This is a genomic window from Halopenitus sp. H-Gu1 (assembly GCF_041821145.1).
GTDB lineage: Archaea > Halobacteriota > Halobacteria > Halobacteriales > Haloferacaceae > Halopenitus.
Window position 1 is genome coordinate 24496 of the sequence record NZ_JBGUBC010000008.1, and the last position, 26833, is coordinate 51328.

Sequence of the window (26833 nt, forward strand, 5' to 3'; positions counted from 1 at the left end):
CGTCACCACACCCGTACCACGAGCCGGTGGCTTCGTCCGTCGAGCAATACGACCTGTCTGGACACGGTTACCTGTGATCGACCGGCTGCCGACGGTCCCGCACGAAGCGGCGTGTTCCCCCCGTCATTGAGCGTCGCGGTCGTCCCGTCGTACTCGAGGGTGGCGATCCCGCCGGTGCGCTTTTCGATCGTGACGTTGACCGTGTGATCGGTCGCAAACGTCGATTCGAGGTCGGTGTCATCACCGTCGAAACGGCAGGCGTCGGTTTCAGTCGCTCCATTCTGTATCTGGGTGAAGAATGCGGCGGTACAGACCGGATCGATCGTCCGACCGTCCGACGGATGGCCGAGAAGGTCTCCGGCGAGCATCGCGGCGAATCGATCGGCCGCCTGCGTCGGATCGACGGCCTCGAAGGGCGCAAGCATTCCGGAGACGAACGCGATGACGAACGCGACGACGACGAGAAAGACGCTCGCGCCGATCGCGAAATCGAGCGTCGTCTGTGCGCGCCAGCGGCCATCCGGGAGCGGTGGTGTCGGGAGAGACATACCTACCAGTCACCCCACGTAGATCCAGGTGGCAAGCGCGATCGTCATCAGTATCACCACGAATTTCACGCCCGATATGATGTCGGCGTTTCGGATGTAGCCGCTTATGAACCCCGAGAGGATCGCCTGGATGGTAACCGCATGAAAGAACAGAAGCGAGAGTAGCGCCGGATCGACGCCGCCGCCGAAGTTCATGTCGCCGGCCCCGCCTCCACCTCCCCCGCTACCGGAGTCGACGAGCTCTGCCATCACGTCGATGAACTGCGTTTGCAGGATCGCCATCACGCCGAGAAGCGTCACGTAGGTCATAAGGATGATCGCGATCTGCATCCTGGTTCGCGACCGCCGCTCGCGATCGATATCGTCCTGGTTCTCGGAGGCCTGTGCTGCCGTCGTCAACACGTCGGTGATCTGCGAGGAGGCTTCCTGGGCCTCCGAGATGAGCTTTACCGTCCGTGCGAGCCGGGGAATGTGATACTTGTTGTTGAACTCGACGAGCGCCTCCCGAAGGCTCATCCCGTAGTTGACCTTCGCGTACATCACCTCGAACTCATCGGCGAGGCGGCCCGAGGAGGTGTCCGCGATCATGTCGATCGATTCCAGAAGCGTCTGTCCGGTATCGTTAGCTGACGAGAGCTTTCGAAGGTTCTCCGAGAGCTTTCCGACGACCGCCCCTCTGGACCGCTCGTGCCACTCGTGAAAGAACGCAAGCGGCAGGAGCGTGAGGTACACCGGAATGTATACCCACAGGACGGTACTCCAGATCGGCTTTGCGATCCACGCGTCGACCGACAGCGGCGCCGCCCCGACGGCGATCGCGCTCGCGATCAACACGGTTGCTGCTGGAATCGTCAACGCCAGCGTGTAGATCGGATTCTCCTTGAAAAACAGGTGTGGGCTGTGCAACAGCTGTTTCGTTTTGTAGGTCCCCTCCCGGTCCTTGACGCGATCGAATAGGCTGAATCGGCCGACAAATCCCTCGATGAGACCGAGGTGGAGTAGTCCCTCCTTGCTTTCGGTTTCGAGCCGATCGCTCGTCCCCTGCGGGTGGAGGTATCCGTCGCCGGGTTCGTCCTGTTTGACCGTCGAGACGAGCACCAAAAAGCCGATTCCGGTGAGCGGGATGAGGACGTAGACGGTGCCATAAAGCAGCCGGTCGTCGGAGTCGCCCATCATTCCCATGATGACGAGGATGATGATGAGAAGGAGCGGAAAAAGCGACAGCGTCATGTACATCTCCCCGAACAGCTCCAGCGTTTCGAGAGTCATCTCGCGTTGCTGTTTGGCGGTTCGAAGGTGCTTTTCCTTTTTGTCGTTCAGGAAGTGCTCCATGTCGCCGCCGGAGTTGATGATCGAGAGCATGTCGGTCAAAAACTGCGCGAGTTCGTCGGAGGGCGTCTCGATCGCCTGTTTGCGGATCGCGTTCCGATAGTCGGTCCCGAAATACTCCGTCTCGTTGACGATGCTTTGAAACTCCCGTGAGACCTCCCCGTAGGTATCCTCGGCGTCCGCCATCGATCGGAGGATTTCGAGTTGGTTGAGCCCCCCGACCGAGAGCGCGTACATGAACGACACCGAATCAGAAAGCAACATGTTGATCTCGCGTTTCCTGGCCGACGATCGCGAGTACGGTATCGAAAGGACCCCGCCGAATCCCGCCGCGAACCCGATCGAACCGAAGACGATCCCGGCGAGGAACACCGCCGTCGGCACGATGAGCGAGCGCATGAACGCGGCGACGCTCGGGTCGGAAACGGGGATCCCGAGACGGAGCGCCTCAGGGTCGACGATCCCGAGCGCGAAGACCGAATAGCTCACGAACGTTCCGACGGCCCAAAGCGACAGCCCCGAGATGATCCCAAGCGCAAGCGCCTTGGAGATGAACAGCTCGACGGTGTCGGCCATTCTCGCCTCCGTCAGCTTCGTCTCGATGTCGGCGACAAGATCGCCGTCGGAATCGAAGAGCAACTGGAAAACGGGGTAGAATAACTCCCCGAGTACGTCGAGCCCCCCCGACTCACCCTCCACTTCCGTGCCAAAGCTCATGGCCGTTCACCCGAAGGGTTCCGTTCCGGTATCGCGGTCACACACGAGTCAGTCACTATTGTCCTCCGGTGTTTTGAACCGCCACTCGTCGATCTCGGCTGTGTCGTCATCGTCGCCCTGATCGCCGTCGTTATCGTCCTCATCATCGACATCCCTGTCGCCCTGACCACCATCCTCATCGTCGTCCCGATTTCTGTCCCCATCGTCGGGACCCCTGTCGCCCTGAGCGCCGTCGTTATCGTCCTCATCATCGACCCCCCTGTCATCCCGATCGCCCGTATCGGCCACATCGTCCCGATCACTCCTTTCGTCCTCGGCGTTTTCGCTATCCTCCCCACCTAGGATGACTCCCGTACCGTCGCCGACGCCAGCACGTCCGTCATCCGTATCCCCGGAAGTCGGTTCCGCCGGGTCGGGTTCCTCGCGATCGAGTTCGATCGATGGCTCCGAATCGACTTCGGTGCGATCGGCTGTTCCGGACGATTCCGTCCGGTCCGTCTCGTCGCCGGTCGATCGTGGGGGATCGTCGCCGACGTCGGTCGAGGCGTCGGTGGAATCCGATCCGGTCGAGGCGTCCGGGTTCGAGAGATCCAGCGGTTCCCGGAGGTCATCGTCAGATTCCTCGGAATCGTCCGAGGTCGAATCAGCGGCTGCGATCGATTCGTCGGTTCCCGATCCGAACTCGTCGGCCCGCTCGGAGTCGTCGGAAGTCGCGGACGGCTCGTCGTCCGCTTCGGATTCCGGGTCCGCGGACTGTACGTCGCTTCGGAGGTCGTCCGCGTCCGTCATGGCACTGAGATCGTCCGCGTCCGTCGTGGTGTCTCGATCGTCTTGGTCGTCGTCATCATCAGGCTTCACCTCGACGTCGGCTTCCGGTTGTACCTCGACGAGCGCCTCGGCGACGGAGTCGGGGACGGTATCGCGATAGCGTTCAAAGATATCCTCGGCCTCTTCGAGGATCGCCGCGGCCTCCCGTTTGCCCTCCTCGTCGGGGTCGGGGCGGGGAACCATCGCCTCGGTTTCGGCTTCAACGTTGATCTGCACCGACTCCATCTCCCGGAGGTCCTCAAGCGAGCGTTTCAGGTCATCGTTGGCCATCAACGCGAGGATCGTCTCCGGATCGTTGATGAACGCCTGGGCGGTCGCGGCCACCTCCGCATAGGTGTTGAGGTCGTGATCGATGAGGTACGCCAAGACGATGCGGCGTTTAAACATCTCCTCGGAGAGCGTTTCCTGGGTCCAGCCGCGATCGAATTTGATCTCCTCAAGAGTGTTCGACTCGCCCATCTGGAGGAATTCGTCCGTCTCGGCCTGCCACTGATAGACGTCCTGGACGTTGATCTCGTCGTTTTCGGCGTCGTAGTGGTTGATCTCGGTGATCGATTTGTTTCGGCGGACCTTCCGACCCTGGACCCGTGTCGACGTCTGAATCGAGACGAGATCGAGGGCGGTGAACATCGTCTTCGAGACGTTGATCGGGTCGGTGGTGAACCGCTTGAGAACCTCGCCGACCGAGTCGGCGTGGAACGTCGTATAGGTCGTGTGACCCGTCGACATAACCTGAAAGAGGGTTCGACCCTCCTCGCCGCGGATCTCGCCCATCACGATGTAGTCGGGACGCTGTCGCAACGCCGCCTCGAGCAGGTCGAACTCGTCGACATCGCCTTTGTCGTCGTCGCTAAAGGACGGGCGCGTCACCGAGGCGATCCAGTTGCGCTGGGGGAGTTCGACCTCCCGGGTGTCCTCGATCGAGACGATCTTCGAGTTCGACGGGATGAAAAGCGAGACCGCGTTCAGGCTCGTCGTCTTTCCGGAGGCGGTACCGCCGGCGAAGATGAGCGATTTGTGGTTCTCGATACACAGCCACAGGAAGGCCATCTCGTCGAGCGAGAACGTCCGCCAGTTGATGAGATCGACCGGCGTGAACGGGACGTCCTTGAACTGCCGGATCGTGTAGTTCGTGCCGTGATCGGAGACCTCCTTGCCGAGGGTGAGCTGTGCACGCGACCCGTCGGGGAGAGTACAGTCGACCTGTGGGGATCGCTTCGAGATCCCCTTGCCGGATCGCTGTGCGAGTTTGACGACGAAATCGTCGAGTTCCGTTCGTTCGTGATGGATGTTGGAGATGATCTGCTCGTATTCGGAATGATAGACGAACACCGGCGAGTTGTATCCGTCACACGAGATATCCTCGACGTTGATGTCGAATTTGATCGGATCGATCCGCTCGTAGCCGATGAAGTCGCGCTGGAGAAAGTACAACAGTTTTTGGACCTGATACTCGGTGAGCGTCTCCGGATCGTCGTCAAGGACCGCCGACTCCGGACGAGCGGAGAGTCCCTCGATGTACTCGACGGTCTCGGAAGCGGATTCATACCCGAGAGCCCCCGCGATCCGGGCGGCGATCCCGTCGGTTGGCTCAAATCCGAATCGATCGAGAACGCTCGCGAGCGGACCCGACTCCGATTCCGAGGAGTACAGGTCGTACCGATCCAAAAGCGTGTACGTCTCCTCGGCGATCACCTCGCGTCGGAAGTCCTCGTCGCCGCCGGCGATCGACTCGTCGGCGTATTTGATCGAGGTCCGGAGCTTGCCGGTGAGATACGACTGCAGCTCCGTTTCGATCTCGGTCATGTACGGCTGGATCGCGTAGTACTTCCGCTCGTTTTCCTTCGTCGAGTGGAAGATGATCACGAACGCGTACGGCTCGTTCACCCAGTAGCGTTCCAGTTCCTGAAAGTGGGACTTCTTCGTGTTCGGGACCGACTTTTCGAGATCATATCGGTTGACGAGTGTTGTGGTCCCGTCGGGATCCGAGAAGAACGCGTCCTCGTCGATATCGTCGGCGACGTTGACCGTTCGCTCGTCGACGATCTCGTCGAGATCGGAGCCCGTCTCGCCGGCGGCGGCCAGGACGCTTTCGATCGCCGTCGGATCGAATCCGAGATCGTCCGACGGGTCGAAGGTCTCGGGCTCGCCGTCGGCGGTCGTCGGCGGATCCCCGGCCGCGTCATAAAAGTACTCGCGTTTGTACTCCTCCCACGTGTAGTAATCCTTCTTGACGGGCGTCCGATCGAGGTCGTATCGATCGCTACATCGGACCCGAACCGTCTCGCCGACCGACGCCGCGACCCCGATCCGATCGGGAAGCATCTCCGGATCAAACCCGAGAAAATCGGCTGGATCGATCCCGACGCGGTCCCAGTCCGTCTCGGAGGGAGGAGCCTCCGCGTCCGCGGTAGGTCGCTCGCGGAGGCGATCGGCCGCGTCCTCGTGGCCGTGCTCGCGCAGGAACGCCTCCCAGGTGTACTCGCCAGCGGTCGTGCCGTCCCCCCGTCCGGACGTCGGTGACGGCGATGACCCATCCGATTCAGGATCGACATCGCCGTCGACGTCCTCAATTGCCATGGTCCGAACCAATCGCGGCAGAGCCAAAAAGGCTTCCACCGTTCCCGTCAACGAGCCAACGAGAGCGCCGAACGCGGCCGGATTGGGTTCGAGTTACGGTAATAGGCCGTTCCCGACGTCGGTGGTGAGGAGGTCGTTTCCGGCGTCGGTAGTGACGTGGTCGTCCCCGACGTCGCATGGGTGGTTCGCATCAGTCTCCGTGTGTCAGGTCCCGTGTATCTCGCACGGAGTGTCCCGTTCATCCCGGGGCATAAGGTGGCTCGCCGCTTGTCCCTCTCCCGACCCGCGAGGTTTTTCGCGGCAGGAATCCGATGAGGTGATGTGGCACCGATCGGTCGACTCCGCGATCCCGACGTTCGACGTCGAATCCGAGAGGCGTTCGCCCGGGAGTTGCTTGGCGATCCACGGAGCTTGACGAGCGTGCTCGCGATCTGTGCCGTCGGCATCCTCGTCGGGGGTCGCTATTACGTCGCGACGATGGCGTCCGTTCCGACGCTTTTGTGGCCACTATATGCCGACTCGCCGATGGCGCTCGCGCTCGCGATGCTTGCGCTCGCGACCCTGCTTCCGACGGTCGGAGCCGGCGAGGACGTGATCGAAGCCCCGGTCAATCGTCCGCTCGCGTACCTCCACACGCTGGCGTTCGTCTGGCTCGTGAAGTACGGTCTGTGGCCGCTTGCGGCGCTCCACATCCGCCCGGAGTTATATCTCGGAGCACCGAACGCGCTCATCTCCTACTGGGGGATCCTCCTCACGCACCTGGCGTTCGTCGGGCTCGCGTTACTCCTGCCCGCGATCGGGCGCACAACGCGGGGCGCGCTGGCACTCGCGATGGGGCTGTCGCTTCTCAACGACGTCGTCGATTACGGATTCGGCTATCACCCGCCGTTGCATTACGAACCCGGATTCGCCCTGCCGACGGCGACGGTCGTCGCGGGGGTGTTCGCGGTGGCGCTTGCCGCCCGGTCGTTCCGTCGGCTCGAGTCGTGAAATCCGTGTACCCGGGACCGAACCGCTCGACCGGAAGCCCGCAAGCGACGAGTTCGAAACGCCACGCGAACCACGAGAAGGGTTCAAGAAAAGACCGTTCTGTGGGAGTTCGAACCACAGACGAATCATCAGGGAAGGACGCGGCGGGAGTCCCGCAACCAAGCAGAATCTACGGACCAAAAGGAAGGACGCGGCGGGAGTCCCACAATCAAACAGAATCTACAGACCAAAAGGAAGGACGCGGCGGGAGTCCCGCAAGCGAACGCAGTGAGCGAGTGGGACTACGCCGCGTCCGCGAGCGAAGCGAGCGGACGCGGCGGGATTCGAACCCGCGATCGAGAGGTTAGGAACCTCTCGCCCTATCCACTAGGCCACGCGTCCAATCAAAAGGAGATAGGCCCGGACGAGTGGATCACGACGACGTCTCGGAGGTCGTCTCGGATTCGGATTCCGTCTCCGGTTCCGTCTCGTCTACGTCGTCGGCATCGGTCGTTTCTGTACGCTCGGTCGACTCGGTCGTCTCGGATTCGGAGTCCGAGTCGGGCTCGCCTTGCATCTCTTGAAGCTCCTCTTCGACCTCCTCGCGTCCCTTCTTGAACTCGCCCATTGCCTGACCGGTGGAGCGAGCGAGTTTCGGGATCTTCTGGGCCCCGAACAACAGGACGAGGACGAGCAGGATGATGAGCAGTTCGGGACCGACTGGAAGCGGGCCGAACAGTGGAATCGAGGGTATCATCTCAACTCGCAGTAGCCCGGTTATTATTATATGCCTTTTGCTCCCGGGGGGACTATTTCGCCCATCGACGATCGATCACGGCCGCTAGCGCGCCACCGCTCCGTCGAAGCCACAACGGTAAAACCCTCTGCGAACGACCGATCGATATGGTAACCACCGGCGATACCGCACCCGATTTCGAGGCGACGCGCGTCGGGGACGACGTCGAACCGATGCGGCTGTCCGACAACCTCGGCGACGGACCGGTCGTGCTCGCGTTCTTCCCGGCCGCGTTCACCGGAACCTGTACGACCGAATTGTGTACGCTTCGCGACCGACTGGACCGGTTCGAGGCACTGAATGCGACCGTCTTCGGGATCAGCACGGATCTGCCCTACGCGCTCTCGGAGTTTCGTACTCAAGAGGAGTTTACCTTCGACCTGCTTAGCGACGCCGGCCACGAGGCGATTGCCGCCTACGATGTCGTCGACTCCTTCGATCACGTGGGGATCGACGAGATCGCCCGCCGGTCGGTATTCGTGATCGACGACGGAGGGACGATCGTGTACCGCTGGCTCGCCGACGAGCCTGGCCACGAACCCCCCTACGACGACGTCGAGGCTGCAGTCGAGGAGGCTGCCGCCGAAGCCACTTGACGACGGCGCACCGAGCCTGACGACGGCGCGCTGACCTGCAGGGGGGTTTTTATCTTCGGGAGCGCGAGCAACGAGACATGGATGACGTCGACGACCAGCCGATGCAACGGCGGGAATACGACCCGGATATGGACCACGCCTTTCCCGACGAGCGCCTGAACGAGGTGCTTTCGGCGATCGAATCCGATCCGGAGATCGGGACGTATCTGAAGGCCCAAAACGTCAATGCAGTGGATAGAATGGGGTACAACGACCACGGAGAGAAACACATCGAGATCGTCAGAGACCGCGCGCTCCGGCTCTACGACCTGCTCAAACACGGTGGGGTCGAGTTCAACGGTGCCCGCGACCAGGGCCTCGAGGAGGCCGACGAATCCGTGATCATCGCGCTTGCGGCGACGCTTCACGACATCGGACACGTCGTCCATCGAGACGACCACACCTACTACTCGATACCGCTTGCGGCCGACCTACTCGACCGGTTTCTCGTCGACTTCTATGGGACCGAATCGGCCGTGCGCATGAAAGCGGAGGTATTACACGCGATCCTCTGTCACCACACCGAGGAGAATCCCCTTACGGAGGAGGCGGGTGTCATCAGGATCGCGGACGGACTCGACATGGAGCGGGGACGCTCGCGGATCCCCTACGAGAAAGGCGGCCGCGGCATCAACACGATCTCCTCGCAGGCGATCGAACGCGTTTCGTTGGCTCCCGGAGCCGATCACGCCGTCGAAGTGGAGATCACGATGAACAACGCCGCCGGCGTCTATCAGGTGGACTCGCTTTTACAGTCCAAACTCGAGGGGTCGCTTCTGGAAACGGACATTCGGATCGTCGCGATCAACACCAAAGGCGACGGCGAAGATCGGCTCGTCGAGCGGATCGAGTTGTAACGTTCCGTCAGGGGGCTTCGACGGCTCGCGATCCGAAACCGCCGATCGTCTACGCGCCGGCGATCCGGATGAGGTTGTATCCGGCCGCGAGACACGAGAGCACGCCGACGCCACCGAACATCACGGCCAGAACGACGTTACGATCGCGGTCGGCGATCGCGACCGGGATCGCGATGAGGACCATTCCGGCAAGTTTCGTCGCGAGCATCCCACGAACGAGACCGTATCGGTCGATGAAGTGCCTCCCGATCGGCGATCCCTCCACGAACGGGCCAAACGCGATCGCGACGTACGTCGTGGCGACGTCGGCCACCACACCCACGACGAACAGTCCGAGGCCTGCCACGAGGCGACGATCCATCGCTCGCGGATACGCGAGGGGTGCATAAGAAAACCACGGGGCGTCGATTTCCGCGCCGGAGTCGGCGGTGTCATCCCCCGACCAGCACGAGGATCAACGCGCCGGCCGCAACGAGCGTGATCACGAGCACGCCACGGCCGATGCCAAACCGTATCTCCGAGTCGATGCCAACCCGACGGGCCACGGACCGCGGATTCATCGCCGCCCACTCCAGGATCGCGACGGCTCGCATGGTCGCGCGATCGACGGCAGCCCAAAGTTCCGTCACGCCCCATATCAGCCCGCGACCGGCGTAGAAGAACGCCGGGTAGGTGACGGCGTCGACGTCACGGACGTGGTGGGCCAGCCAGCCGAGCGGACGCTTCAGAGAAAAGAAGGCGACGAATCCGACGGTCAACAGCGCGGCGGCTTCCCGGAGATGGCCCGTGCTGTATGGATGCAACTCCGCGAGCAGGGACTCCGTATGAGGCATCAATCCGATCAGCGTCTCATAGGAGAGACCGAGATACACGCAGGCGCCGGCGGCAAGCGCCATCCCGACCGTCTGGAAGGCCGTCGCATCGCGCGGCGAACTCGAGGCCGGGCCGTGGAAGAACGTGTAGTAACCGAGCTTGATGAACGACATGAACGTCCCGATCCCTCCCAAGATGAGCAGCCACCAGAGGAGCCCCTCGCCGAACAGGAGCTCGAACTGGTGGAGTTCGTGAGCGGAATCGATCACCATTCCCTTCGAGATGAAGCCGTTGAACCCGGGCACGGCCGTGATCGAGGCGGCACCGATCACGTAGAGCAAGAACGCGATCGGCATCGTTCGCCAGAGGCCGCCCATCTCCCTGATGTCCTGTTTCCCGGTTCGGTAGATGACGACGCCAAGTGCCATGAACAGGAGGCTCTTGTAGAGGACGTTGTTGAGCAGGTGGGCGAACCCGCCCGCGAGCGCCTTCTCGCCGACGTAGCCTGCAAGGCCGATCCCGGCGAGCATGTATCCGACCTGCGCCTGGATGTGGTAGGAGAGGAGCCGGCGCGGGTCGTACTGCAACAGCGCGAAGAAGGCGCCGTAGACGGCCATCGCACCACCGAGGTACGCCATCCACAGTCCTCCCTCGGGGAACGCCCGGTACAGGACGTAGACGGCAGTCTTCGTCGTGAACACCGACAGGAACACGGAGGCCGCGATGTGCGGACGCGGGTAGGTGTCGGGCAACCACGTGTGAAGCAGGATGAACCCACAGTTGATGCCGATCCCGATCGCCGCAAGCGGTGCGGCCGACGCATGAATCCCCGTCTCGGCGGTGAACAGGAAGCTCTCGACGGTGCCAAAGTGGACCACGACGGCAGCCAGCAACAGTGTGCCGCCGATCCCGTGGAAGATCGCGTATCGGAAGCCAGCCCGGACCGCCTTGCCGCCGTGATGCCAGACGAGTAGCGTCGAGGTGACGGCCATCAGCTCCCAGAAGAAGACGAGCGTGAGCCAGTCACCGGCATAGACGGTTGCGACCGTCGAGGCGACGTAAATCAGCGCAAGCCCCGTCATCCATTTGGGTGCATCGCTGCCGTACGCGTAGGCCACTGCTGCGGTCGCGAGGAATCCGATCACGACTCCCATCAGTCGCGAGAAGTCGTCGACGTTCAGGAAGACGACGTCGAACCCGAGGAACGTCGTCGCCAGATGGGGACCGTAGACCCCCGGGTCAAAGGCGACCGCCTGCAGGAAGACGAACGCGGTCGCAGCCGCCCCGAGAAGATGGCCGATCCGCCGGGGAAGCACGACGACGAGGAGCGCCGCGACGGCCACGAGTGCATACGAGGGGAGCGAAAGCAGGGACGGGGGAAGCGAATACGCCAGCGACTGGAGGACGAGCGACCCAGTCATGGACTCACCCCCGCACCCTCGAGACGCGTCTCGACGATGAGTTCGATCAACTCCAGGAATCCGGTCTCGGTCGGCACGATCCCCACGAGTACCGCGAGCATCATCGCCGTGAGGATCGGTGCGAGCATGAACCACGTCGTCTCACGCCCGAGCAGGGCGTCGAGACCGCGGATCGACGTCCAGCCACCCGGGGGCGGTCCACCGTGGTGGTCGTGGTCGGCGTGCTCGTCATGCTGTTCATCGTACTGTTCGTCATGCTGCTCGTCGTGATCGTGACCTGCGTGCGCCTCCGGTTCACCATCCGCCGTGGTCCCGGGACTCGATCCTTCAAAACGCACGTCCGCATCGGAGGGTTTCATGTCCACCGCGTAATCTCCGGTGTCGATCCGTTCCGCTGGCTCGGAGAAGTCGCGATCACGGACGTCGAAGTCGGGCCGAACGACGCCGTCCTCCTCCAGTGCGACGTCCTCGGCATCGGGGATGGTCTCCTCGACACCCTCGTCAGCATGGTCGCCCCGACCCTCAGCACGGTCATCGTCGTGATCGTCGCGTTCGCCACCGTCAGCCCGGGCCGACTCCACGGTCGAGGTCGTTCGCCCGCCAAGCGGGAAGTCGACGAGCGGTTTGGCGTCGTGAGCCTCCTCCGACTCGAAGAAGGCAGTATAGACGACTGGCCAGAAGTAGGCGATGTTCAACACGCCGGAGAGCAACAGCGCACCCGCCAGATAATAGCCGACCGGCGAAAACGCCGCCCCCATTTGTACGCCGCCGATGAGCATATAGTACTTGCTCACGAACCCGGCGACGAGCGGGATACCGGCCATCCCGGCGGCGGCGACGGTAAAGGCACCCATCGTCACCGGCATCCGCTTTCCGATCCCGGCCATCTCCGAGATGTAGTCCGTGTGGGTTTCGACGTGGATACTGCCGGCACAAAAGAACAGCGTGAGCTTCATGAACGCGTGTGCGGGGATGTGAAGGAGCGCACCGACGAGCCCGTACCATCCGAACAGACCCAATCCGAGCAGGATGTAGCTGAGTTGGCTCACCGTCGAGTAGGCGAGCCGCTGTTTCAAGTGGTCCTTTCGCAACGCGATGACGCTCGCCGCGGTTAGAGTGAACGCGGCCGCCACTGACAGCCAGAGCCCGACGCCGAGATCGAAGACGATCTCGGGCCCGAAGACGTCGAGAACGACCCGCGAGACGCCGAACGCGCCGGATTTAACCACCGCGACGGCGTGCAACAGCCCCGACACGGGCGTCGGGGCAACCATCGCCTCGGGGAGCCACTGGTGAAGCGGCATCATCCCAGCCTTCACGCCGAAGCCGACAGCGAGCAGAACGAAGGCGATCTTCGCCATCAAGGGGTCGGTGCTCGCCGCCGTTGCGAGCGCGTCGATCCCGCCGGCCGAAAAGGAGACGGTCGGCTCGCCGACGAGGCCGGTGAGCCAGTAGATCAGCACGGTCCCCGCGAGCACGAGCACGCCGCCGCCGAACATGGTATAGGCGAGATACTTTCGCCCGGCCGATCGTGCCTCCTCGGTCTCGTCATGGGCGACGAGGGGGTAGGTGGCGATCGATAACAGCTCATAGAAGACGAAGATGGTGACCAGGTTGCCGGCGAAGGCGATCCCCATCGTCGTCGACAACGAGAGGGCGAAGGCGGCGAAATACCGCGTCTGATTGGGCTCGTCGAGCCCGCGCATGTAGCCGATGCTGTAAAGCGAGGTCACGATCCACAGCCCGCTCGCGAGGAAGGCGAAAAGCATCCCGAGCGGGTCGGCCCGCAGGGTGAACTCGATCCCCGGCAGGAACGTCACGAAGTTCGTGACGTAGACGGTCCCGCCGAGCACGCCCGGCAGCATCGAGGCGACGGCCCCGAACTTCGCGAGGGCGGCGAGGATCGTCACGCCCTCACGGACGTCCGGCCAGCGATAGGTGGCGATGATGAATCCGGTCGCGACGAACGATACGAGGACGGCGAAAATCGGTCTTGGGTCTGCAAGTTCGGTCATTTAGAACATCCTCCCGAGGAACGGTTCGAACAGATCGTATGCGGTGAAGCCGGCGAATCCGAGCACGACCGCCGTGAGCGTGACGGCGACGAGGACGACGAACGCGCCGGTTGGGATCTCCCGGATCTGCGAGGCCGGTGATCGTTCGACGGACGCGCGTCCACCATCGGTCGCGGAAGTCGGTGCTCCGGACGTGGCCAATGGCGACGATGACCCACCGGAGTCGACCTCAAGACCGGCGAAGTAGAGTCGTTCGACGATCCGGGCGACGTATGCGAGCGTGAACAGCGTGCTCAGAAGCATCACGACGGCGATCGCGAGTCCGGCGGGATCGCCGGACCCGGCAACCTCGACGGCACCGAGCACGATATACCACTTTCCGAGCAGGCCGACCGACGGGGGGATTCCGACGAGTGCCAACCCGAGAACGACGAACGCTCCCGAGACGTACGGCGCACGCCGTGCCAGGCTCGCGAGGTCGTGAATTCGGTGGACATCGTAGCCGTAGGCCAAAAGCCCGATCGCGAGGAACAGTCCAAACTTAAGTAGGCCATGTCCGAGCAGGTGGATTATCCCGCCGAGCAGAGCGGTCTCGTTCCCCAACGCGATCGCGGCGACGATCATGCCAAACTGGGCGACCGAGGAGTACGCGAACAATCGCTTGAGGTCGGACTGCATGACCGCCAGTGCGGAACCGAGGAGGATCGAGGTGCCGGCAACGAGCAATATTCCGTTCGTAATCACGGGATTCTCCGCGAGGAACTCGACGGTGAAGACGGTGTACGTGACGCGCAACAACGCGTAGGCGGCTGCCGTCGAGACAAGTGCGGAGATCAACGCGGTCACCGCATCGGGCGCACGCTGATAGGCGTCGGGCTGCCAGACGTGCAGCGGGAACAAGGCGATCTTCAACCCGAAGCCGACGACGATGAACGCATATCCCGCCTGCACGAGCGGATCGCCGTAACCGACCGCCGCGATACTCGCCTGGAGATCGAGCATGTTGAGCGTTCCCGTCGCGAGGAACGTGTAGCCGACGCCGACGAGGTACAGCGAGGCGCCGACGGTGCCGACTATCAGGTACTTGATCGACGCGTAAGCGCTGGCGCCCGACCGGTCCGCGGCGACGAGCGCATAGGTGGTCAATCCGACGATCTCTAAGAAGACGAATAGATTGAACAGATCGCCAGTGAGCGCCATTCCCATGAGCCCGCCCACCAACAGCAGATAGGCGGCGTAGAACGCGTTTCCACGCGGGCCGGCGACCCTCGAGAACACGAGTGTGGCCGCGGAGACGATCGCGATCAATGCGACCATCGCGGCCGACAACTCGTCGGCGATGAGTTCGATCCCGTAGGGTCGCTGCCAGCCGCCGAGCTCGTGGACGATTCCGATCGACGAGGGTGGGTCGAGGAACGCCGTCCGAACGACCGCTCCTGCCATCGCGAGAACGAAGAGGATCGTGACAGCAGCGATCGGCCAGCCGACGTCATCGTAGCGCAACCCGAAGGCGATCGGCATCGTCGCGGCCACGATCGGCACCACGATCAACGCGGGCAACAGAAGGTCGATCACGCCGCGTCACCTCCTTCTTTGCCCCCGGTGGACCGCTCGGTGGCCGGTGCTCCGGACGCGTCGGTTTCCCCGGGAAGAACGTCCTCATCGCGCATCACCTCACGGAGCGCGTCAGTTCGAAGCGTTCCGTACTCCGCGTAGATCCGCAAACAGAGCGCGAGCCCGACCGCGGTGAGACTCACACCGACGACGATCGCCGTGAGGACGATGACCTGCGGGAGCGGGCTCACGTGGACCGCCTCCGCTCCGTCGGCACCGTGGACGATCGGGATCGATCCGCCGCGCACGTACGCGGAGGCGATGAAAAACAGGAATATCGCCGTCTGGAAGAGGTTGAGACCGATGATCTTCTTGACCAGATGCTCGTTCGCGATCATCATGTACAGGCCGATACACAGCAGGATCGCGAACACGGCATAGGCGTGTCGCGTCATCAGCAGGTCGACGATGGTAAGCATGATGGCTGTCGTCATTCCTCGGTTTCCTCCGTCGGTTCACGGACGTTCGTATTCTCACGATCATCCGCTGTGGGCTGTTCGAACCGCAAGGTCCCGTTTCTTCCGTCAGTCTCGGCTTCGACGTCGGCGTCGAAACCGGCGGCTAACAGGAAGAACAACCCAACGAGAACGCCCGCGACGATCGGGGCGATCCCGAAGATCTCGATACCTTCCATTCCGTATTTTACCGGATGAGGGATCGGAAGGCGAGCGTATTCAAGGAACGTTCCTCCGCGAGCAAGCCCGACGATCCCGATCCCGGCGAAGATCAACACGCCGCCGACACCGAGTCCGATGGCTGTCGCGTTCCGGAACCACTCGCGAGTGGAGTCGATCCCGAACGCGAAGGCGATCATCAACACGACCGCGGCGACGATGGCACCCCCCTGGAAGCCGCCGCCCGGCGATCCGCCGCCGTGGAAGGTGACGAAGAGTCCGAACGTGAACACGAAGGGGGAGACCATCTTGACCGTCGACATGATCACCTGGCTTTCCGTGTAGGGCGTCTGCTGGCGCTGGACCGGAGAGAGGTGTGGTCGGTCCCCGTGACCGGAGTAGGTCGGTTCGATCGGGGATGCATCGGAACTGGAGTTGGATCCGGATTCGGACCCGGAATCAGACGCGGAGCCGGACTCAGGCCCGTGCTCGGATCCGGATCCATCGGGAGTTGCTCGGCCACCCCCGAACTCCGAATCCTCGTCGTCGACGACATCGGAGGAGTCGTCGACGTCGGCCGGGTCGCTCACGAGAACACCTCCCGATGGAGGACGACCATCGTCGCGACGCCGGCGGCAAAGACCACGACCGCCTCCCCGAAGGTGTCGAACCCACGATAGGAGGCAAGCACGGCCATCACCGTGTTCTCGACGCCCGTGTCCGCGTAGGTGTTCGCGAGGTAATAGCCAGTGACCTCGGAGTTCGACCAGACGGGGGCCTCCGGATCCCCGACGGCCGGCATGTGCGCGACCGTCGCGAGCATCGCAGCACAGAGGACGCCGACGACCGTCGCAGCCGGCCAGTCGACCGCCTCGAAGACGGCCTCGTGGTCGATCCGCGAGGTCTTCGCGATCGTGAGAAGCAACAGGACGGTCGTGACTCCCGCCGAGATCGCCGCCTCCGTAAGCGCGACATCGGGCGCGCGGTAGAACGTATATAGTACGGCCATGCCGAGGCTGTAGGCACCGAAAACGATGATCGACGAGAGGACGTCGCGGGCAAGCGCGGTCACGAGCGCCGTCGCGATCACGAAGACGAAAAGCACCGCCTCGATCGCGGTCACCTCCACGCTCATCGGCGCTCGTCCTCCTCGGTCCAGGGGACGATCCCGTCCTCGAATGCGGCCCGCGAGATCGCGTGGGCCGCCGTCGGGTTCGTCACGAAGATGAAGAACAACAAGATCACGGTCTTGATGGAGGCTCCTTGCCAGCCGAGCGTGAGTGCGACAGCCGCGAGCCCGAAGCCGGCACCGAGCGTGTCGGCCTGCGAGGCAGTGTGTGCCCGCGCGTAGACGTCGGGGAGCCGGATAACACCCGTCATCGAGACGAACGTGAAGAACAGCGCGCCCGCAAGGAACGTAACGACGAGCGCGATCCGGACGATCGTCAGGAGCGCCATCGATTCAACCGCCATCAGAGGACCCCTCCACGCTCAACCGTGAACTTCGAGATCGCGATCGCCATCAAGAAGTTCAACAGGGCGTAGACGAGCGCGATATCGAGGAACGTCGGCTCGCCGAGTCCGGCCCCCAAAAGTGCCAGAATGACGACCGTGTTGGTTCCGAGGACGTTGACCGCGAGCACCCGGTCTTGCATCGTCGGACCCTTGACAGCCCGGTAGAGCATCCCGAGCGCGAGCAGGACGAATCCGGCCGCTGCAGCCAACAGGACGTCGCCGATCGTATATCCGGCCGCGATCACGATGTCGGCAAAACTCATCGATCCGAATCCTCCCCGTTGTCGATCGGCCGTTTGGGCTCGATGGGGATTTCAGCGGACCTCATCGATCGCTCGCCCTCGTCGAAGGGCATCGCCTCGTCGGCTTCGGGCCCTTGCAACACCGCACAGTCGTCGCGCTCGCGGGGGGTGGGCAATCGCGCGGCCTCACGTCCGTAAAACACGAAGCGAGTCCAGCGCTCTAACCCGCCGTCGAAGAGCCCCTCGCGGGCCCACGGGATCAGCGTGTGGACGTAGAGGTTCTCGTTGCGGGCACGAACGGTGAGCGTGCCGGGCGTCAACGTGATCGAGTTCGCGAGCGTCGTGACCGGGAGCCCCGATCCGACGAGCACTCGCATCCGGGTCATCGCCGGATCGATCGGCAACGACGGCGAGAGGATGACGCGGGCGACCATGAGGTTGGAGATAAGGATTTCATAGAACAGAGCCGGAACGTAAATGATCCCACGCAGGAGTCGCATCGGAGTGTCGGGAAACGTCGGATCGTGATCGAGACTAACCCGCGACAACGAGATCGCAACGATGAGCGCGGAGGCGACGCCGGTCAGGAGATCGAACCAGTAGGTCGGGTCGCCAAGTATCATATAAAAGACGAACGAGATGCCGAAGATCGCCACGAACCGCACTCCGGTGAGTTCCTTTGCGATCCGAACGTGACGGGCGGGACGATCGACGGGCGCCTGACGCACCGAAAGCGGCGTCGAGGCGAGTTCGAACTCCATCGGCTGCAATAGGGTCGTATTCCCGACCGGCGTATACTCCGGATCCAGGATTACGGTGTCGATTCCGTGGGTGTCGGCGTATCGGTGGAGTTGATCGGCGAACTCGCCGGGGCCGAACAGATAGATGTCCTCGCCCACGATGGCGGTCTCGACAGCGATGTCCTCCGCGTCGACGTCCTCCAGATCATAGCGAGCCCAGAGCGCGGCCTCCTCCAGCAGATCGGCCGCGGCCGACCGACGGCGTGCGGCGCTCGGCTCGTCCGCCCGCCAGGAGGCGAGATAGACGAAGTGGATCGCCTCGATCCCGTCTTCAGCCGCCTCGCTTGTGACGTGGGCGACCGTCGATCGAAGCGTCGACGACTCCTCGATCGGGACCAGTATCCGGGCATCAGCCACCGGGAACACCTCCCTGGATCGTGAAGAGGACTGATAGAGACGACATTGGTGGTTCTCGTTCGATGAGTCGAACGGCCGACCCAAAACAGTTCTTATCCAAGTAAGCTACCACGGCGTTCACGCCGTGGCATTCAGCGTGGACTCCCGTTCTAACTGTGTAACACAGTAGGCGAATACTCGCCGTTCACGTTCAACATCCCGCTGTTCAAGCGCACGCCTACGGGTGCGCCTCCACGTCCAGACTTTTGCTGGTCGCGGAGATACTTCACGCCGATATTCTTTGCCGCGTTGTAATCCGCGTGAATATCGTATCCGCACTTTAGACAGCCGAACTCGTCCTGACCGTTGTCGTGCGGACGATTATCCTCGTGGGTGAAACCACACTTCGAGCAACGCTGACTCGTGTACGCCGGATTAATCTGCTCCACCACAAGCCCTTCCGACTCGGCTTTGTACGTGACGTACTCGAACAAGCGGTGGAACGCCCACTTGTGAACCGCCTTCGCGTGCGGGAGGCGTTCACGGATGCCTTTGAGTTGCTCGAACACTATGTGGGTACAGTCGTTCTCACGGGCTTCCTCGACCAGTTCGTTCGAGATGGTGTGAAGCATCTGCTCGAACCGCCCGGTTTGCTTTCGACCGACTCGCTGAACATTCTCGTGTGCCCATCGAGTCCCAGTCTGTTGAAGCGAGCCACGTCGCTTCTCATACTCTCCATGCCAGTGGTTGAGTTCACCACCGCTCCAGAACTGGCCAGTTGAGGTGGTTGCGATGTTTCTGATGCCGAGGTCAACACCAAGGACGGAAACGTGCTTGGCATCACCTGTATCGGCATCATCGTTCTCCACGGTGGGCTTTGTCCGCACGTGAAGGTAGAAACTGTCCTCACCCTCGTCGTAGTGGAGCGTGGCTCCTTTCACGTCGTAGTCGTCGTTGAACAGGTACGCCGAGTGCGGCGTGTCACGTTGTTTGTCGGGGAGGACGAACTCTGCGGTAACTCGCCCGTCGATGGTGGCGAGTGTTGCATGGTCGTCGTTGACGGTAACGGTTCGGGCGTCGTAGCTGGCGAACCGTGACGTGAACTCAGGCTTCGAGGCTTTCTTGCCTTCCTTCCAACGTTCGATGACGCCTTTGACGGCTTCTGCTGCTCGGTTTCGTGCGGCTTGCACGAGGTTGGCCGGGAGTGGAGAGTCGTCTCGAACGTCGTAGTACGTGAGGTCATGGAGTTTCTGTTTGCTGGTGATTTTCCAGTCTGGTTCCCACGCTACGTCTACGACGTAGTTAGCGGTGTCGAGGAAGTGGTCGGTTGTCTGGTGGAGAAGATCAGCGGCACTCTCGTCCACATCGAGTTTGATGGGGACGGTTCGAGTGCTTGAGTCTTCCACCATCTATACTTCATATGTAGAAGCTTGTATTTATAATAGTTCTGAGTATCGTGGGGGAGTCAGCCTGCTATCGGGGATGGTTTATGTAGTGGGTTGTCGGCTTCCTCCCGCGCCTAAAGGCGCGGGTTTCCGCCTTGCAGTCATGAGCCACCGGCGACCGATCCCCCTCGCTGGTTTCCGTTCTCCGAAGTTTTATCATGGATGTACATGAACAACGGCGCGTGGACGACGAGGCCGAACGACCCCGACGACGATCCGATCGGGGTCGACGTGGAATCCGAGCCGACGATACCGACGGACGGCATCGACGGGACGGCCGCACGCCTCGACGTCCGGATGTGACGCGAGTGTTCATCGTTCACGGGTCGACGTCGGCGGGCGACCGACCGGGACTCTCTATCGGTCCGTTCGACGCGCTCGACCGCGTGAGTCGATCGAAGTCGACCGATGACCAGTCACACGCGAATCGAAGACAACCGCCAGTGGTTCCTATCCCAAGGGGAAGGGGCCTCCGTCGCGGACCACACGGGCACAGAAACACGATATATGGTAGAAACTGACACAGAGGGACCAGCCACCGATCCGTCGATGAGTACGGACGGCGGCACGGTCACGACGGATTCCGTAGAATCGAGAGATGATCGGCCGGGAGACTATCTCGAACGGGAGGTGAACATCCTCAACCCGAGCACGCCGTTCATGCGCGACCATCTTCGAGTGGTCTGGACCGGCTTTATCGTCTGGGTACTCGTCGTCTTCGGCCCGGTCACGCTGACGCGGCTCGCGCCGGGACCGATGACGACGACGATGCCGATCCTCGGCTTCCCGCTGCACTACTTCCTGGTCGCTTTCGGCGCCCCGACCGGCGCGTTGATCCTCTCCTACTGGTATTCGCGAAAGCGGGATCAACTCGACGAGAAATACGGGATCGATCACGAAACGACCACGGAAGTGGGGGACATGGAAACTGAAACGAGCAAGGTGGAACAGGGGGGAGTAGAGACATGATCGGCTCGGTCGGGATCGCGTTGCAAGCGGGGTTGCTTCCGGAGGGACTCGACGTCTCGTTCAAGCTTCTTCCGGCGATCCTCGTCGTCACGATGCTGCTTTTGTTCCTCGTCATCGGCCTCGTCTTCCGGGTCGCCGATACGGAGGACATGTGGGTCGCTGGACGGTCGATCGGTAACCTCGAGAACGGAATGGCGATCGGAGCCAACTGGATGTCTGCGGCCTCCTATCTCGGGATGGCGGCGTCGATCGCTCTTTCGGGATTCTACGGGCTGGTCTTCGTCGTCGGCTGGACGACGGGATATTTCATCCTGCTCATCTTCCTCGCCGCACAGTTGCGTCGGTTCGGCAAGTACACCGCCCCCGATTTCGTAGGCGATCGCTTCAACTCGGATACCGCACGCGCAATCGCGGCGGTGACGACGTTCCTGATCGGCTTCGTCTACGCGATCGGACAGGCCCGCGGAATGGGTCTCGTCGCGTTGTATATCTTCGGCGACCTCGGCTTTGCCGGCTTCAGCGGCTATCAGGTGATGGTGCTTTTGATGATGGCGCTCACCGTCGGCTACCTGGCCGTCTCGGGAATGCTTGGGGCGACCAAGAACATGGCCGTTCAGTACGTCATCCTCATCGTCGCGTTCCTGACCGGTCTGTTCGCCGTCGGGTGGGTGAACGGCTACTCAACCATCGTTCCGCAGTTGGAGTACGGCATGCTTATCGGCGAACTCTCGCGTGAGTTCTCCGAGCCGTTCACGAACGCGAGCTACTACCTGTGGATCGCGACGACGTTCTCGCTCATCGTCGGTACCTGCGGACTCCCGCACGTGCTGGTGCGATTCTATACGGTCGAAAACGAACGAACGGCCCGCTGGTCGACGGTCACCGGGCTATTTTTCATCTGCCTGCTCTACTGGAGTGCACCGGCATTCGCGGCGTTCGGAACCGATCTCTACGGGGAGAACGTCGGTGCCGTCTACGCTGCGGAGGGGGGAATGACGACGGCAGCCGCCGACGTGATCGTCGTGCTCGCGGCCCAGCTATCGGGGCTTCCCGGGTGGTTCGTCGGGTTCGTTGCCGCCGGCGGGATCGCGGCCGCGATCGCGACGACTGCCGGCCTCTTCATTGCCGGCTCCTCGGCCATTTCCCACGACATCTACGCGAACATCATCAACGAGGACGCCACCCAGCGTCAACAGCTGTTCGTGGGACGCGTGAGCATTCTCGTGTTGGGTATCATCACGACGCTTGCAGCCCTCGATCCGGCGGCACCGATCGCCGCGCTCGTCTCCTACGCGTTCGCGCTCGCCGGATCGGTGCTCTTCCCGATGTTCTTCCTCGGCAGGTGGTGGGAGAACACCAACCGTCAGGGCGCACTTGCCGGGATGTCGACCGGACTCACGATCTGGGGGATCGCAATGGTAAACGAGGTCGTTCCGACCTACACCGGCGGCGGAAGCGAACCGTACGTCGGAGTGCTGGCACAGTGGATGCCGGCGATCGGCTCGGCGATCATCGCGGTTCCGATCGTCTTTGCGGTCACCATCGTCGTCTCCATACTCACGAGCGAACCGCCGATGGAGACCAAACGGGTCGTTCGCCAATGTCACAGCCCCGAGCCGATGAGCCGACAACAGACTGCAGAGGACGTCGTCGCCGCCGACGGCGGGACCCCCACGGAGGGGGAGGAGTGATCCATGTACGACCGAATACTCGTTCCGACCGACGGAAGTGACGTTGCAGAGGCCGCCGTCGACCACGCGATCGACCTCGCCGAACGGTACGGCGCGGATATCCATGCACTATACGTCGCCGACACCGATGCGATCGCGGTCAGCCTCGGCACCGAGCAGGTCGATCGTATCCGACAAGGCAACTTCGGCGAGATGACCGAACTCCGCGAGAAGGCGGAGGCCGCGACCCGGTCGGTCAGCGATCGGGCGGCAGAACACGGCATCGAGACGACCGAACACCACGCGGGCGGTCAACCCCACCGACTGATCGCCGAGTATGCCGAGAACCACGACGTCGACCTCATCATAATGGGCAGCCACGGCCGCGCAGGCGTCCGACGCGCGCTGTTGGGCAGCGTGACGGAACAGACGCTCCGGTCGACGCACGTTCCCGTTCTCGTCGTCGACTACGTGGGGGAGTGACCGCCGCATGAATGGTATCGATCGCCTCCGCGAGTTCGTCGCCACGAACGGCACCGGGATGGCCTTCGACCTGCTTTTTGCCGTCTGCTGGGTCGGCCTCGTGGGCATCCTCTTCGAGTTCGTCTTTCGCGGCGGCCCGCAGTGGGCGTACTACCTGATGATGCTCGCGGGGATCCCGGCATACTTCGGATTCCGCTGGTCCGTCGAGCAGGCGACGCAACCCGCTCCCGACCGGTAGCCGGCGGGCGAGGCGGGAGCATCGTTCCTCGACGATCGGTGACGACCACCCCTCAGCGACCGCGATGAGCGATCTCGGACGGTCGATCACGGGACGAAATCACCGATCCAGCGTCGATCGCGAAAAATCAGAACGTACTCTTCAACCGCTCGAAGAAGCCTTGTTCGACGTCGATCTCCTCGCCGCCGGCCTCGGCGAACGCCTCCAGCGCCTCGCGTTGCTCGTCGTTGAGCGAATCGGGGACGACCACCTGTACCTGAACGTACAGATCCCCGCGGCCGCGACCGCGAAGTCGGGGCATACCCTTTCCGGAGAGACGGAACGTCTCGCCACTTTGAGTCCCGGCCGGAACGTCCATCTCGACGGGGCCGTCGACGGCGTCGATCGTGACCGTATCCCCGAAGACCGCCTGCGGGAACGAGACCGCCTCGTGGAGGTGCAGATCGGCACCGTCACGTTCGAACCGGTCGCCAACGTCGACATCCACCTCGATGAGGAGGTCGCCGTTCGGCCCGCCATTCTCACCGGGAGCACCTTCTCCCTCCATTCGGAGGCTCTGGCCGGACCGTATCCCCGCCGGTATCTCGACCGATAGCGTCGCCTCGTTACGGACGATTCCGTCGCCGCTACAGGTCGAACACTGCTCGCTGTAGATCTCGCCCGCTCCCTCACACCGCGGACATGTCGTCGTCTGTTGGACGCGTCCAAGCGGCGTCTGTTGAACCTGCGTCACCTGTCCTTGACCGCCACACTGGTCACAGGTGGAAACGTCGGCGTCCGGCGGATGGCCCGTGCCGCCACAGTCGTCACAGGACTCCGGACGGGCAACGGTGAACTGCTTCGTGACGCCCTCGAAAGCCTCCTCTAAGTCGATCGAGACGCTCGTCCGAAGGTCCTGGCCCTGACGCGGACGGTTCGGATCGCTGCCGCGACCGCGGCCGCCGCCACCAAAGAACTGGTTGAAGATGTCCTCGAAGCCGCCGGCTCCGCCGGCACCACGAGCGCCGCCGAAGGGACCGCCGGCGCCACCCCGTCCTCCACCCGCTCCGGATCCGGTCGCGCCATGTTTCTCGGCTTCGACGAACCGATCGTGGCCCAGTTGGTCGTACTGGCGGCGCGTCTCCTCGTCGGTGAGGACCTCCTTTGCCTTCTTGATCTTCTTGAAGCGCTCCTCGGCGTCGTCGTGATCGCTGACGTCCGGGTGATATTCGGCCGCCTTCTTTCGATACGCTCGTTTGATGTCGTCGGTGTCGGCGTCCCGTGAGACCCCGAGTACGTCGTAAAAGTCCTCGCTCATGCGTGAAATTTCGTTCTTATGATTGCGTAATTCGTCGGGCTACTTGAAAAGCGTGCACGCGACCTGCGGCGGTCACACGGCAAGGTCGACGTTCATGTCAGACGTGTCCGATTCACCGTCGTCCTCGCGACATCATCCGAAACGAGGATACGTTTCGGCGGGCTGATGTGGCTTACTCGTCGTCTTCGTCCTCGTCAACGTCCTCGAAGTCGGCATCGACGTACTCCTCGTCGCCGGGTTCAGCCGCGCCGTTACCCGCAGCACCGGCGCCTGCACCACCCATGCCGCCCATTCCGCCGGGGCCGGCACCGGCGCCGCCAGCACCGCCGGCCGCGCCGGCCTGGGCCGCCTGCTCTTGGTACATCTGCTTGCCGATCTCCTGTAGCTGATCGGTGAGCGACTCGGTGACGTCCTCGAGGTCCTCGATCGAGGCGTCCTCCTCTTCGAGGACCTCCTCAACGTCCTCGGTGGCGGCCTCGATGTCGGCTATCAGATCGTCCTCGAGATCGTCCTCGTTCTCCTCGAGAAGGGTCTCGGCACGCTGGATCGTCGATTCGGCCTCGTTGCGGGCCTCGATCCGCTTGCGACGCTTCTCGTCCTCCTCGGCGTGTTGTTCGGCCTCCTCTTGCATCTGCTCGATCTGCTCGTCGGAGAGGCCGGCACCGCCCTCGATCGTGATCGACTCGGCATTGCCGGAGCCTTTGTCCTCGGCCTCGACGTTGACGATGCCATTCTCGTCGATGTTGAACGAGACCTCGATCTGGGGCGTTCCAGCCGGTGCCGGCGGGATGCCGGTGAGCTGGAAGGCACCGAGCAGTTCGTTCTCCTCCGCGATCTCACGTTCGCCCTGGAAGACGCGGACGTTGACGGACGTCTGGTTGGCCGCGGCGGTCGTAAAGACCTTCGAGGCCTCCGTCGGGATCGTCGTGTTCTTCTCGATGAGCCGCTCGAAGAGCCCGCCTTTGACCTCGATGCCAAGCGACAGCGGCGTCACGTCAAGCAGGACGATATCGTCGACGTCACCCGAGAGCACGCCGCCCTGGATGGCCGCGCCGAGCGCGACCGCTTCGTCGGGGTTGACGTTCTTTTTCGGCTCCTGGCCGACGAGTTCCGCTACCTTTTCTTGCACCTGGGGCATTCGAGTGGATCCGCCGACGAGGATGACCTCGTCGATGTCGGACTTCTCGTAGCCGGCGTCGGAAAGCGCCTGCTCCGTCGGACTGACGGTCCGTTCGAGGAGGTCGTCGGTCAGGGACTCGAAGGTCGCACGCGTGATCGACTGTTCGAGGTGGACGGGACCGGAGTCGGTCGCCGTGACGAACGGAAGGTTGACCGTCGTCTCCTTTTTATTTGACAGCTCGATCTTCGCCTCCTCTGCGGCCTCGGTGAGACGCTGGAGGGCCTGTCGGTCCTCCCGGAGGTCGATCCCGTGGTCGTTTTCGAACTCCTCGGCAAGGTGATCGATGATCGCCTCGTCCCAGTCGTCGCCGCCCAGATCGTTGTCGCCGTTGGTCGCGACGACCTCGTAGACGCCGCCGCCCAGATCGAGGATGGAGACGTCGAAGGTACCGCCGCCCAGATCGTAGACGAGAACCGTCTGGTCGGACTCGTCGTCGAGGCCGTAGGCCATCGCGGCCGCGGTCGGCTCGTTAACGATCCGCTCGACCTCGAAGCCGGCGATTTCGCCGGCGTCCTTGGTCGCCTGGCGCTGTTTGTCGTTGAAGTACGCCGGGACCGTGATGACCGCTCTCTCGATCTCGTCGCCGAGGTATTCTTCGGCGTCACGTTTGATCTTCTGGAGGATCATCGCCGAGATCTGTTCGGGCGTGTACTCCTCGCCCTCTATCTGGACGGTGTAGTCCTCCTCGCCCATGTGCCGTTTGATCGATTGGATCGTCCGATCGGGGTTCTGGACCGCCTGGTTCTTAGCGGGCTTGCCAACCAGTCGCTCGCCGTCGTCGGAAAACGCGACGACGGACGGCGTCGTTCGATCGCCCTCCGCGTTCGCGATGATCTCGGGGTCGCCGCCCTCCATCACCGCAAAGGCGGAGTTGGTGGTACCGAGGTCGATACCGAGGATCTTGTTACTCGCCATCTTGCCC

At 62.7% G+C, this 26833-nt stretch carries 25 protein-coding genes and 1 tRNA gene; 8 read left to right on the top strand and 18 right to left on the bottom strand.

Going from position 1 to position 26833, the window contains the following annotated elements; translation table 11 throughout:
- Positions 1-2 precede the first annotated feature (2 nt).
- Genes ACERIT_RS07730 through ACERIT_RS07740 form a run of 3 tightly spaced genes read right to left on the bottom strand, consistent with a single transcriptional unit; the run spans position 3 to position 6002 of the window.
- On the bottom strand, positions 3-548 hold the full coding sequence (locus tag ACERIT_RS07730) for a hypothetical protein (protein ID WP_373674268.1): 546 nt from the start codon (positions 546-548) through the stop codon (positions 3-5).
- A 9-nt stretch (positions 549-557) separates the two neighbouring features.
- On the bottom strand, positions 558-2594 hold the full coding sequence (locus tag ACERIT_RS07735; protein WP_373674269.1) for a type II secretion system F family protein: 2037 nt from the start codon (positions 2592-2594) through the stop codon (positions 558-560).
- 48 nt (positions 2595-2642) lie between these two features.
- Positions 2643-6002, bottom strand: coding sequence for an ATPase, T2SS/T4P/T4SS family (locus tag ACERIT_RS07740; protein WP_373674270.1), 3360 nt, complete (start codon positions 6000-6002; stop codon positions 2643-2645).
- A 321-nt stretch (positions 6003-6323) separates the two neighbouring features.
- Here ACERIT_RS07740 and ACERIT_RS07745 point away from each other — a divergent pair, with 321 nt between their 5' ends.
- Positions 6324-6992, top strand: coding sequence for a DUF1405 domain-containing protein (locus ACERIT_RS07745; protein WP_373674271.1), 669 nt, complete (start codon positions 6324-6326; stop codon positions 6990-6992).
- 308 nt (positions 6993-7300) lie between these two features.
- Here ACERIT_RS07745 and ACERIT_RS07750 read toward each other — a convergent pair.
- Positions 7301-7373, bottom strand: a tRNA-Arg gene (locus ACERIT_RS07750).
- A 31-nt stretch (positions 7374-7404) separates the two neighbouring features.
- Entirely contained in the window at positions 7405-7728 is a 324-nt protein-coding gene (locus tag ACERIT_RS07755) for a twin-arginine translocase TatA/TatE family subunit (protein WP_373674272.1), read from the bottom strand.
- Between the two features lie 146 nt (positions 7729-7874).
- On the opposite strand from ACERIT_RS07755, the gene ACERIT_RS07760 reads away from it, so the two are divergent.
- Complete coding sequence (locus ACERIT_RS07760; RefSeq protein WP_373674273.1) at positions 7875-8363, top strand: redoxin domain-containing protein; 489 nt, start codon at positions 7875-7877, stop codon at positions 8361-8363.
- Positions 8364-8440: 77 nt separating this feature from the next.
- Positions 8441-9259 (top strand): HD domain-containing protein, encoded by an 819-nt coding sequence (locus tag ACERIT_RS07765; protein WP_373674274.1) that lies wholly within the window; start codon positions 8441-8443, stop codon positions 9257-9259.
- A gap of 49 nt (positions 9260-9308) precedes the next feature.
- Here ACERIT_RS07765 and ACERIT_RS07770 read toward each other — a convergent pair whose 3' ends face one another.
- From ACERIT_RS07770 to ACERIT_RS07820, 11 genes are all read right to left on the bottom strand, one after another.
- Positions 9309-9620 carry a hypothetical protein gene (locus ACERIT_RS07770; protein ID WP_373674275.1) on the bottom strand — a complete coding sequence of 104 codons (312 nt, stop codon included), beginning with the start codon at positions 9618-9620 and terminating at the stop codon, positions 9309-9311.
- A gap of 70 nt (positions 9621-9690) precedes the next feature.
- Complete coding sequence (locus tag ACERIT_RS07775) at positions 9691-11493, bottom strand: Na(+)/H(+) antiporter subunit D (RefSeq protein ID WP_373674276.1); 1803 nt, start codon at positions 11491-11493, stop codon at positions 9691-9693.
- Complete coding sequence (locus tag ACERIT_RS07780) at positions 11490-13508, bottom strand: cation:proton antiporter (protein WP_373674277.1); 2019 nt, start codon at positions 13506-13508, stop codon at positions 11490-11492. The genes ACERIT_RS07775 and ACERIT_RS07780 overlap by 4 nt, the downstream gene beginning before the upstream one ends.
- Positions 13509-15083 (bottom strand): proton-conducting transporter membrane subunit, encoded by a 1575-nt coding sequence (locus tag ACERIT_RS07785; protein WP_373674278.1) that lies wholly within the window; start codon positions 15081-15083, stop codon positions 13509-13511. It abuts the gene before it with no gap.
- The gene (locus ACERIT_RS07790) at positions 15080-15556 is read right to left on the bottom strand and encodes a cation:proton antiporter subunit C (RefSeq protein WP_373674279.1); all 477 of its coding nucleotides are present in this window, start codon (positions 15554-15556) and stop codon (positions 15080-15082) included. The genes ACERIT_RS07785 and ACERIT_RS07790 overlap by 4 nt, the downstream gene beginning before the upstream one ends.
- Positions 15553-16326 (bottom strand): MnhB domain-containing protein, encoded by a 774-nt coding sequence (locus ACERIT_RS07795; RefSeq protein WP_373674280.1) that lies wholly within the window; start codon positions 16324-16326, stop codon positions 15553-15555. Before ACERIT_RS07795 ends, ACERIT_RS07790 begins: the two co-directional genes overlap by 4 nt.
- A complete protein-coding gene (locus tag ACERIT_RS07800) occupies positions 16323-16871 on the bottom strand; it encodes a DUF4040 domain-containing protein (protein WP_373674281.1) in 549 nt (182 codons plus the stop codon). The genes ACERIT_RS07795 and ACERIT_RS07800 overlap by 4 nt, the downstream gene beginning before the upstream one ends.
- Positions 16868-17194: a monovalent cation/H(+) antiporter subunit G gene (mnhG, locus tag ACERIT_RS07805; RefSeq protein ID WP_373674377.1), complete on the bottom strand. Its 327-nt coding sequence runs from the start codon at positions 17192-17194 to the stop codon at positions 16868-16870. The genes ACERIT_RS07800 and mnhG overlap by 4 nt, the downstream gene beginning before the upstream one ends.
- 14 nt (positions 17195-17208) lie before the next feature.
- Positions 17209-17514, bottom strand: a complete 306-nt coding sequence (locus ACERIT_RS07810) for a cation:proton antiporter (RefSeq protein WP_373674282.1) — start codon at positions 17512-17514, stop codon at positions 17209-17211.
- Entirely contained in the window at positions 17511-18650 is a 1140-nt protein-coding gene (locus tag ACERIT_RS07815; protein WP_373674283.1) for a monovalent cation/H+ antiporter subunit E, read from the bottom strand. The genes ACERIT_RS07810 and ACERIT_RS07815 overlap by 4 nt, the downstream gene beginning before the upstream one ends.
- 149 nt (positions 18651-18799) lie before the next feature.
- The gene (locus ACERIT_RS07820; protein ID WP_373674284.1) at positions 18800-20038 is read right to left on the bottom strand and encodes an RNA-guided endonuclease InsQ/TnpB family protein; all 1239 of its coding nucleotides are present in this window, start codon (positions 20036-20038) and stop codon (positions 18800-18802) included.
- A 198-nt stretch (positions 20039-20236) separates the two neighbouring features.
- Between ACERIT_RS07820 and ACERIT_RS07825 the strand changes: the two genes are divergently transcribed.
- From ACERIT_RS07825 to ACERIT_RS07845, 5 genes are all read left to right on the top strand, one after another.
- Positions 20237-20377, top strand: coding sequence for a hypothetical protein (locus ACERIT_RS07825; protein ID WP_373674285.1), 141 nt, complete (start codon positions 20237-20239; stop codon positions 20375-20377).
- 204 nt (positions 20378-20581) lie between these two features.
- On the top strand, positions 20582-21043 hold the full coding sequence (locus ACERIT_RS07830) for a DUF4212 domain-containing protein (RefSeq protein WP_373674378.1): 462 nt from the start codon (positions 20582-20584) through the stop codon (positions 21041-21043).
- The gene (locus ACERIT_RS07835; protein WP_373674286.1) at positions 21040-22734 is read left to right on the top strand and encodes a cation acetate symporter; all 1695 of its coding nucleotides are present in this window, start codon (positions 21040-21042) and stop codon (positions 22732-22734) included. The genes ACERIT_RS07830 and ACERIT_RS07835 overlap by 4 nt, the downstream gene beginning before the upstream one ends.
- 3 nt (positions 22735-22737) lie before the next feature.
- Positions 22738-23196 carry a universal stress protein gene (locus tag ACERIT_RS07840; protein ID WP_373674287.1) on the top strand — a complete coding sequence of 153 codons (459 nt, stop codon included), beginning with the start codon at positions 22738-22740 and terminating at the stop codon, positions 23194-23196.
- 7 nt (positions 23197-23203) lie between these two features.
- A complete protein-coding gene (locus ACERIT_RS07845; RefSeq protein ID WP_373674288.1) occupies positions 23204-23434 on the top strand; it encodes a hypothetical protein in 231 nt (76 codons plus the stop codon).
- 127 nt (positions 23435-23561) lie between these two features.
- Here ACERIT_RS07845 and dnaJ read toward each other — a convergent pair whose 3' ends face one another.
- Positions 23562-24731: a molecular chaperone DnaJ gene (gene dnaJ, locus ACERIT_RS07850; RefSeq protein ID WP_373674289.1), complete on the bottom strand. Its 1170-nt coding sequence runs from the start codon at positions 24729-24731 to the stop codon at positions 23562-23564.
- 172 nt (positions 24732-24903) lie between these two features.
- Positions 24904-26826, bottom strand: coding sequence for a molecular chaperone DnaK (dnaK, locus tag ACERIT_RS07855; RefSeq protein ID WP_373674290.1), 1923 nt, complete (start codon positions 26824-26826; stop codon positions 24904-24906).
- Positions 26827-26833 lie beyond the last annotated feature (7 nt).

Coding starts and splice junctions, on each gene's coding strand:
- ACERIT_RS07830 (WP_373674378.1), top strand. CDS start 20,582: ATGGTAGAAACTGACACAGAGGGACCAGCCACCGATCCGTCGATGAGT.
- ACERIT_RS07825 (WP_373674285.1), top strand. CDS start 20,237: ATGTACATGAACAACGGCGCGTGGACGACGAGGCCGAACGACCCCGAC.
- ACERIT_RS07765 (WP_373674274.1), top strand. CDS start 8,441: ATGGATGACGTCGACGACCAGCCGATGCAACGGCGGGAATACGACCCG.
- ACERIT_RS07735 (WP_373674269.1), bottom strand. CDS start 2,594: ATGAGCTTTGGCACGGAAGTGGAGGGTGAGTCGGGGGGGCTCGACGTA.
- ACERIT_RS07820 (WP_373674284.1), bottom strand. CDS start 20,038: ATGGTGGAAGACTCAAGCACTCGAACCGTCCCCATCAAACTCGATGTG.
- ACERIT_RS07810 (WP_373674282.1), bottom strand. CDS start 17,514: ATGAGTTTTGCCGACATCGTGATCGCGGCCGGATATACGATCGGCGAC.
- mnhG (WP_373674377.1), bottom strand. CDS start 17,194: ATGGCGCTCCTGACGATCGTCCGGATCGCGCTCGTCGTTACGTTCCTT.
- ACERIT_RS07775 (WP_373674276.1), bottom strand. CDS start 11,493: ATGACTGGGTCGCTCGTCCTCCAGTCGCTGGCGTATTCGCTTCCCCCG.
- ACERIT_RS07835 (WP_373674286.1), top strand. CDS start 21,040: ATGATCGGCTCGGTCGGGATCGCGTTGCAAGCGGGGTTGCTTCCGGAG.
- ACERIT_RS07845 (WP_373674288.1), top strand. CDS start 23,204: ATGAATGGTATCGATCGCCTCCGCGAGTTCGTCGCCACGAACGGCACC.
- ACERIT_RS07800 (WP_373674281.1), bottom strand. CDS start 16,871: ATGAGCGTGGAGGTGACCGCGATCGAGGCGGTGCTTTTCGTCTTCGTG.
- ACERIT_RS07760 (WP_373674273.1), top strand. CDS start 7,875: ATGGTAACCACCGGCGATACCGCACCCGATTTCGAGGCGACGCGCGTC.
- ACERIT_RS07770 (WP_373674275.1), bottom strand. CDS start 9,620: ATGGATCGTCGCCTCGTGGCAGGCCTCGGACTGTTCGTCGTGGGTGTG.
- dnaJ (WP_373674289.1), bottom strand. CDS start 24,731: ATGAGCGAGGACTTTTACGACGTACTCGGGGTCTCACGGGACGCCGAC.
- ACERIT_RS07755 (WP_373674272.1), bottom strand. CDS start 7,728: ATGATACCCTCGATTCCACTGTTCGGCCCGCTTCCAGTCGGTCCCGAA.
- ACERIT_RS07730 (WP_373674268.1), bottom strand. CDS start 548: ATGTCTCTCCCGACACCACCGCTCCCGGATGGCCGCTGGCGCGCACAG.
- ACERIT_RS07780 (WP_373674277.1), bottom strand. CDS start 13,508: ATGACCGAACTTGCAGACCCAAGACCGATTTTCGCCGTCCTCGTATCG.
- ACERIT_RS07840 (WP_373674287.1), top strand. CDS start 22,738: ATGTACGACCGAATACTCGTTCCGACCGACGGAAGTGACGTTGCAGAG.
- dnaK (WP_373674290.1), bottom strand. CDS start 26,826: ATGGCGAGTAACAAGATCCTCGGTATCGACCTCGGTACCACCAACTCC.
- ACERIT_RS07740 (WP_373674270.1), bottom strand. CDS start 6,002: ATGGCAATTGAGGACGTCGACGGCGATGTCGATCCTGAATCGGATGGG.
- ACERIT_RS07790 (WP_373674279.1), bottom strand. CDS start 15,556: ATGACGACAGCCATCATGCTTACCATCGTCGACCTGCTGATGACGCGA.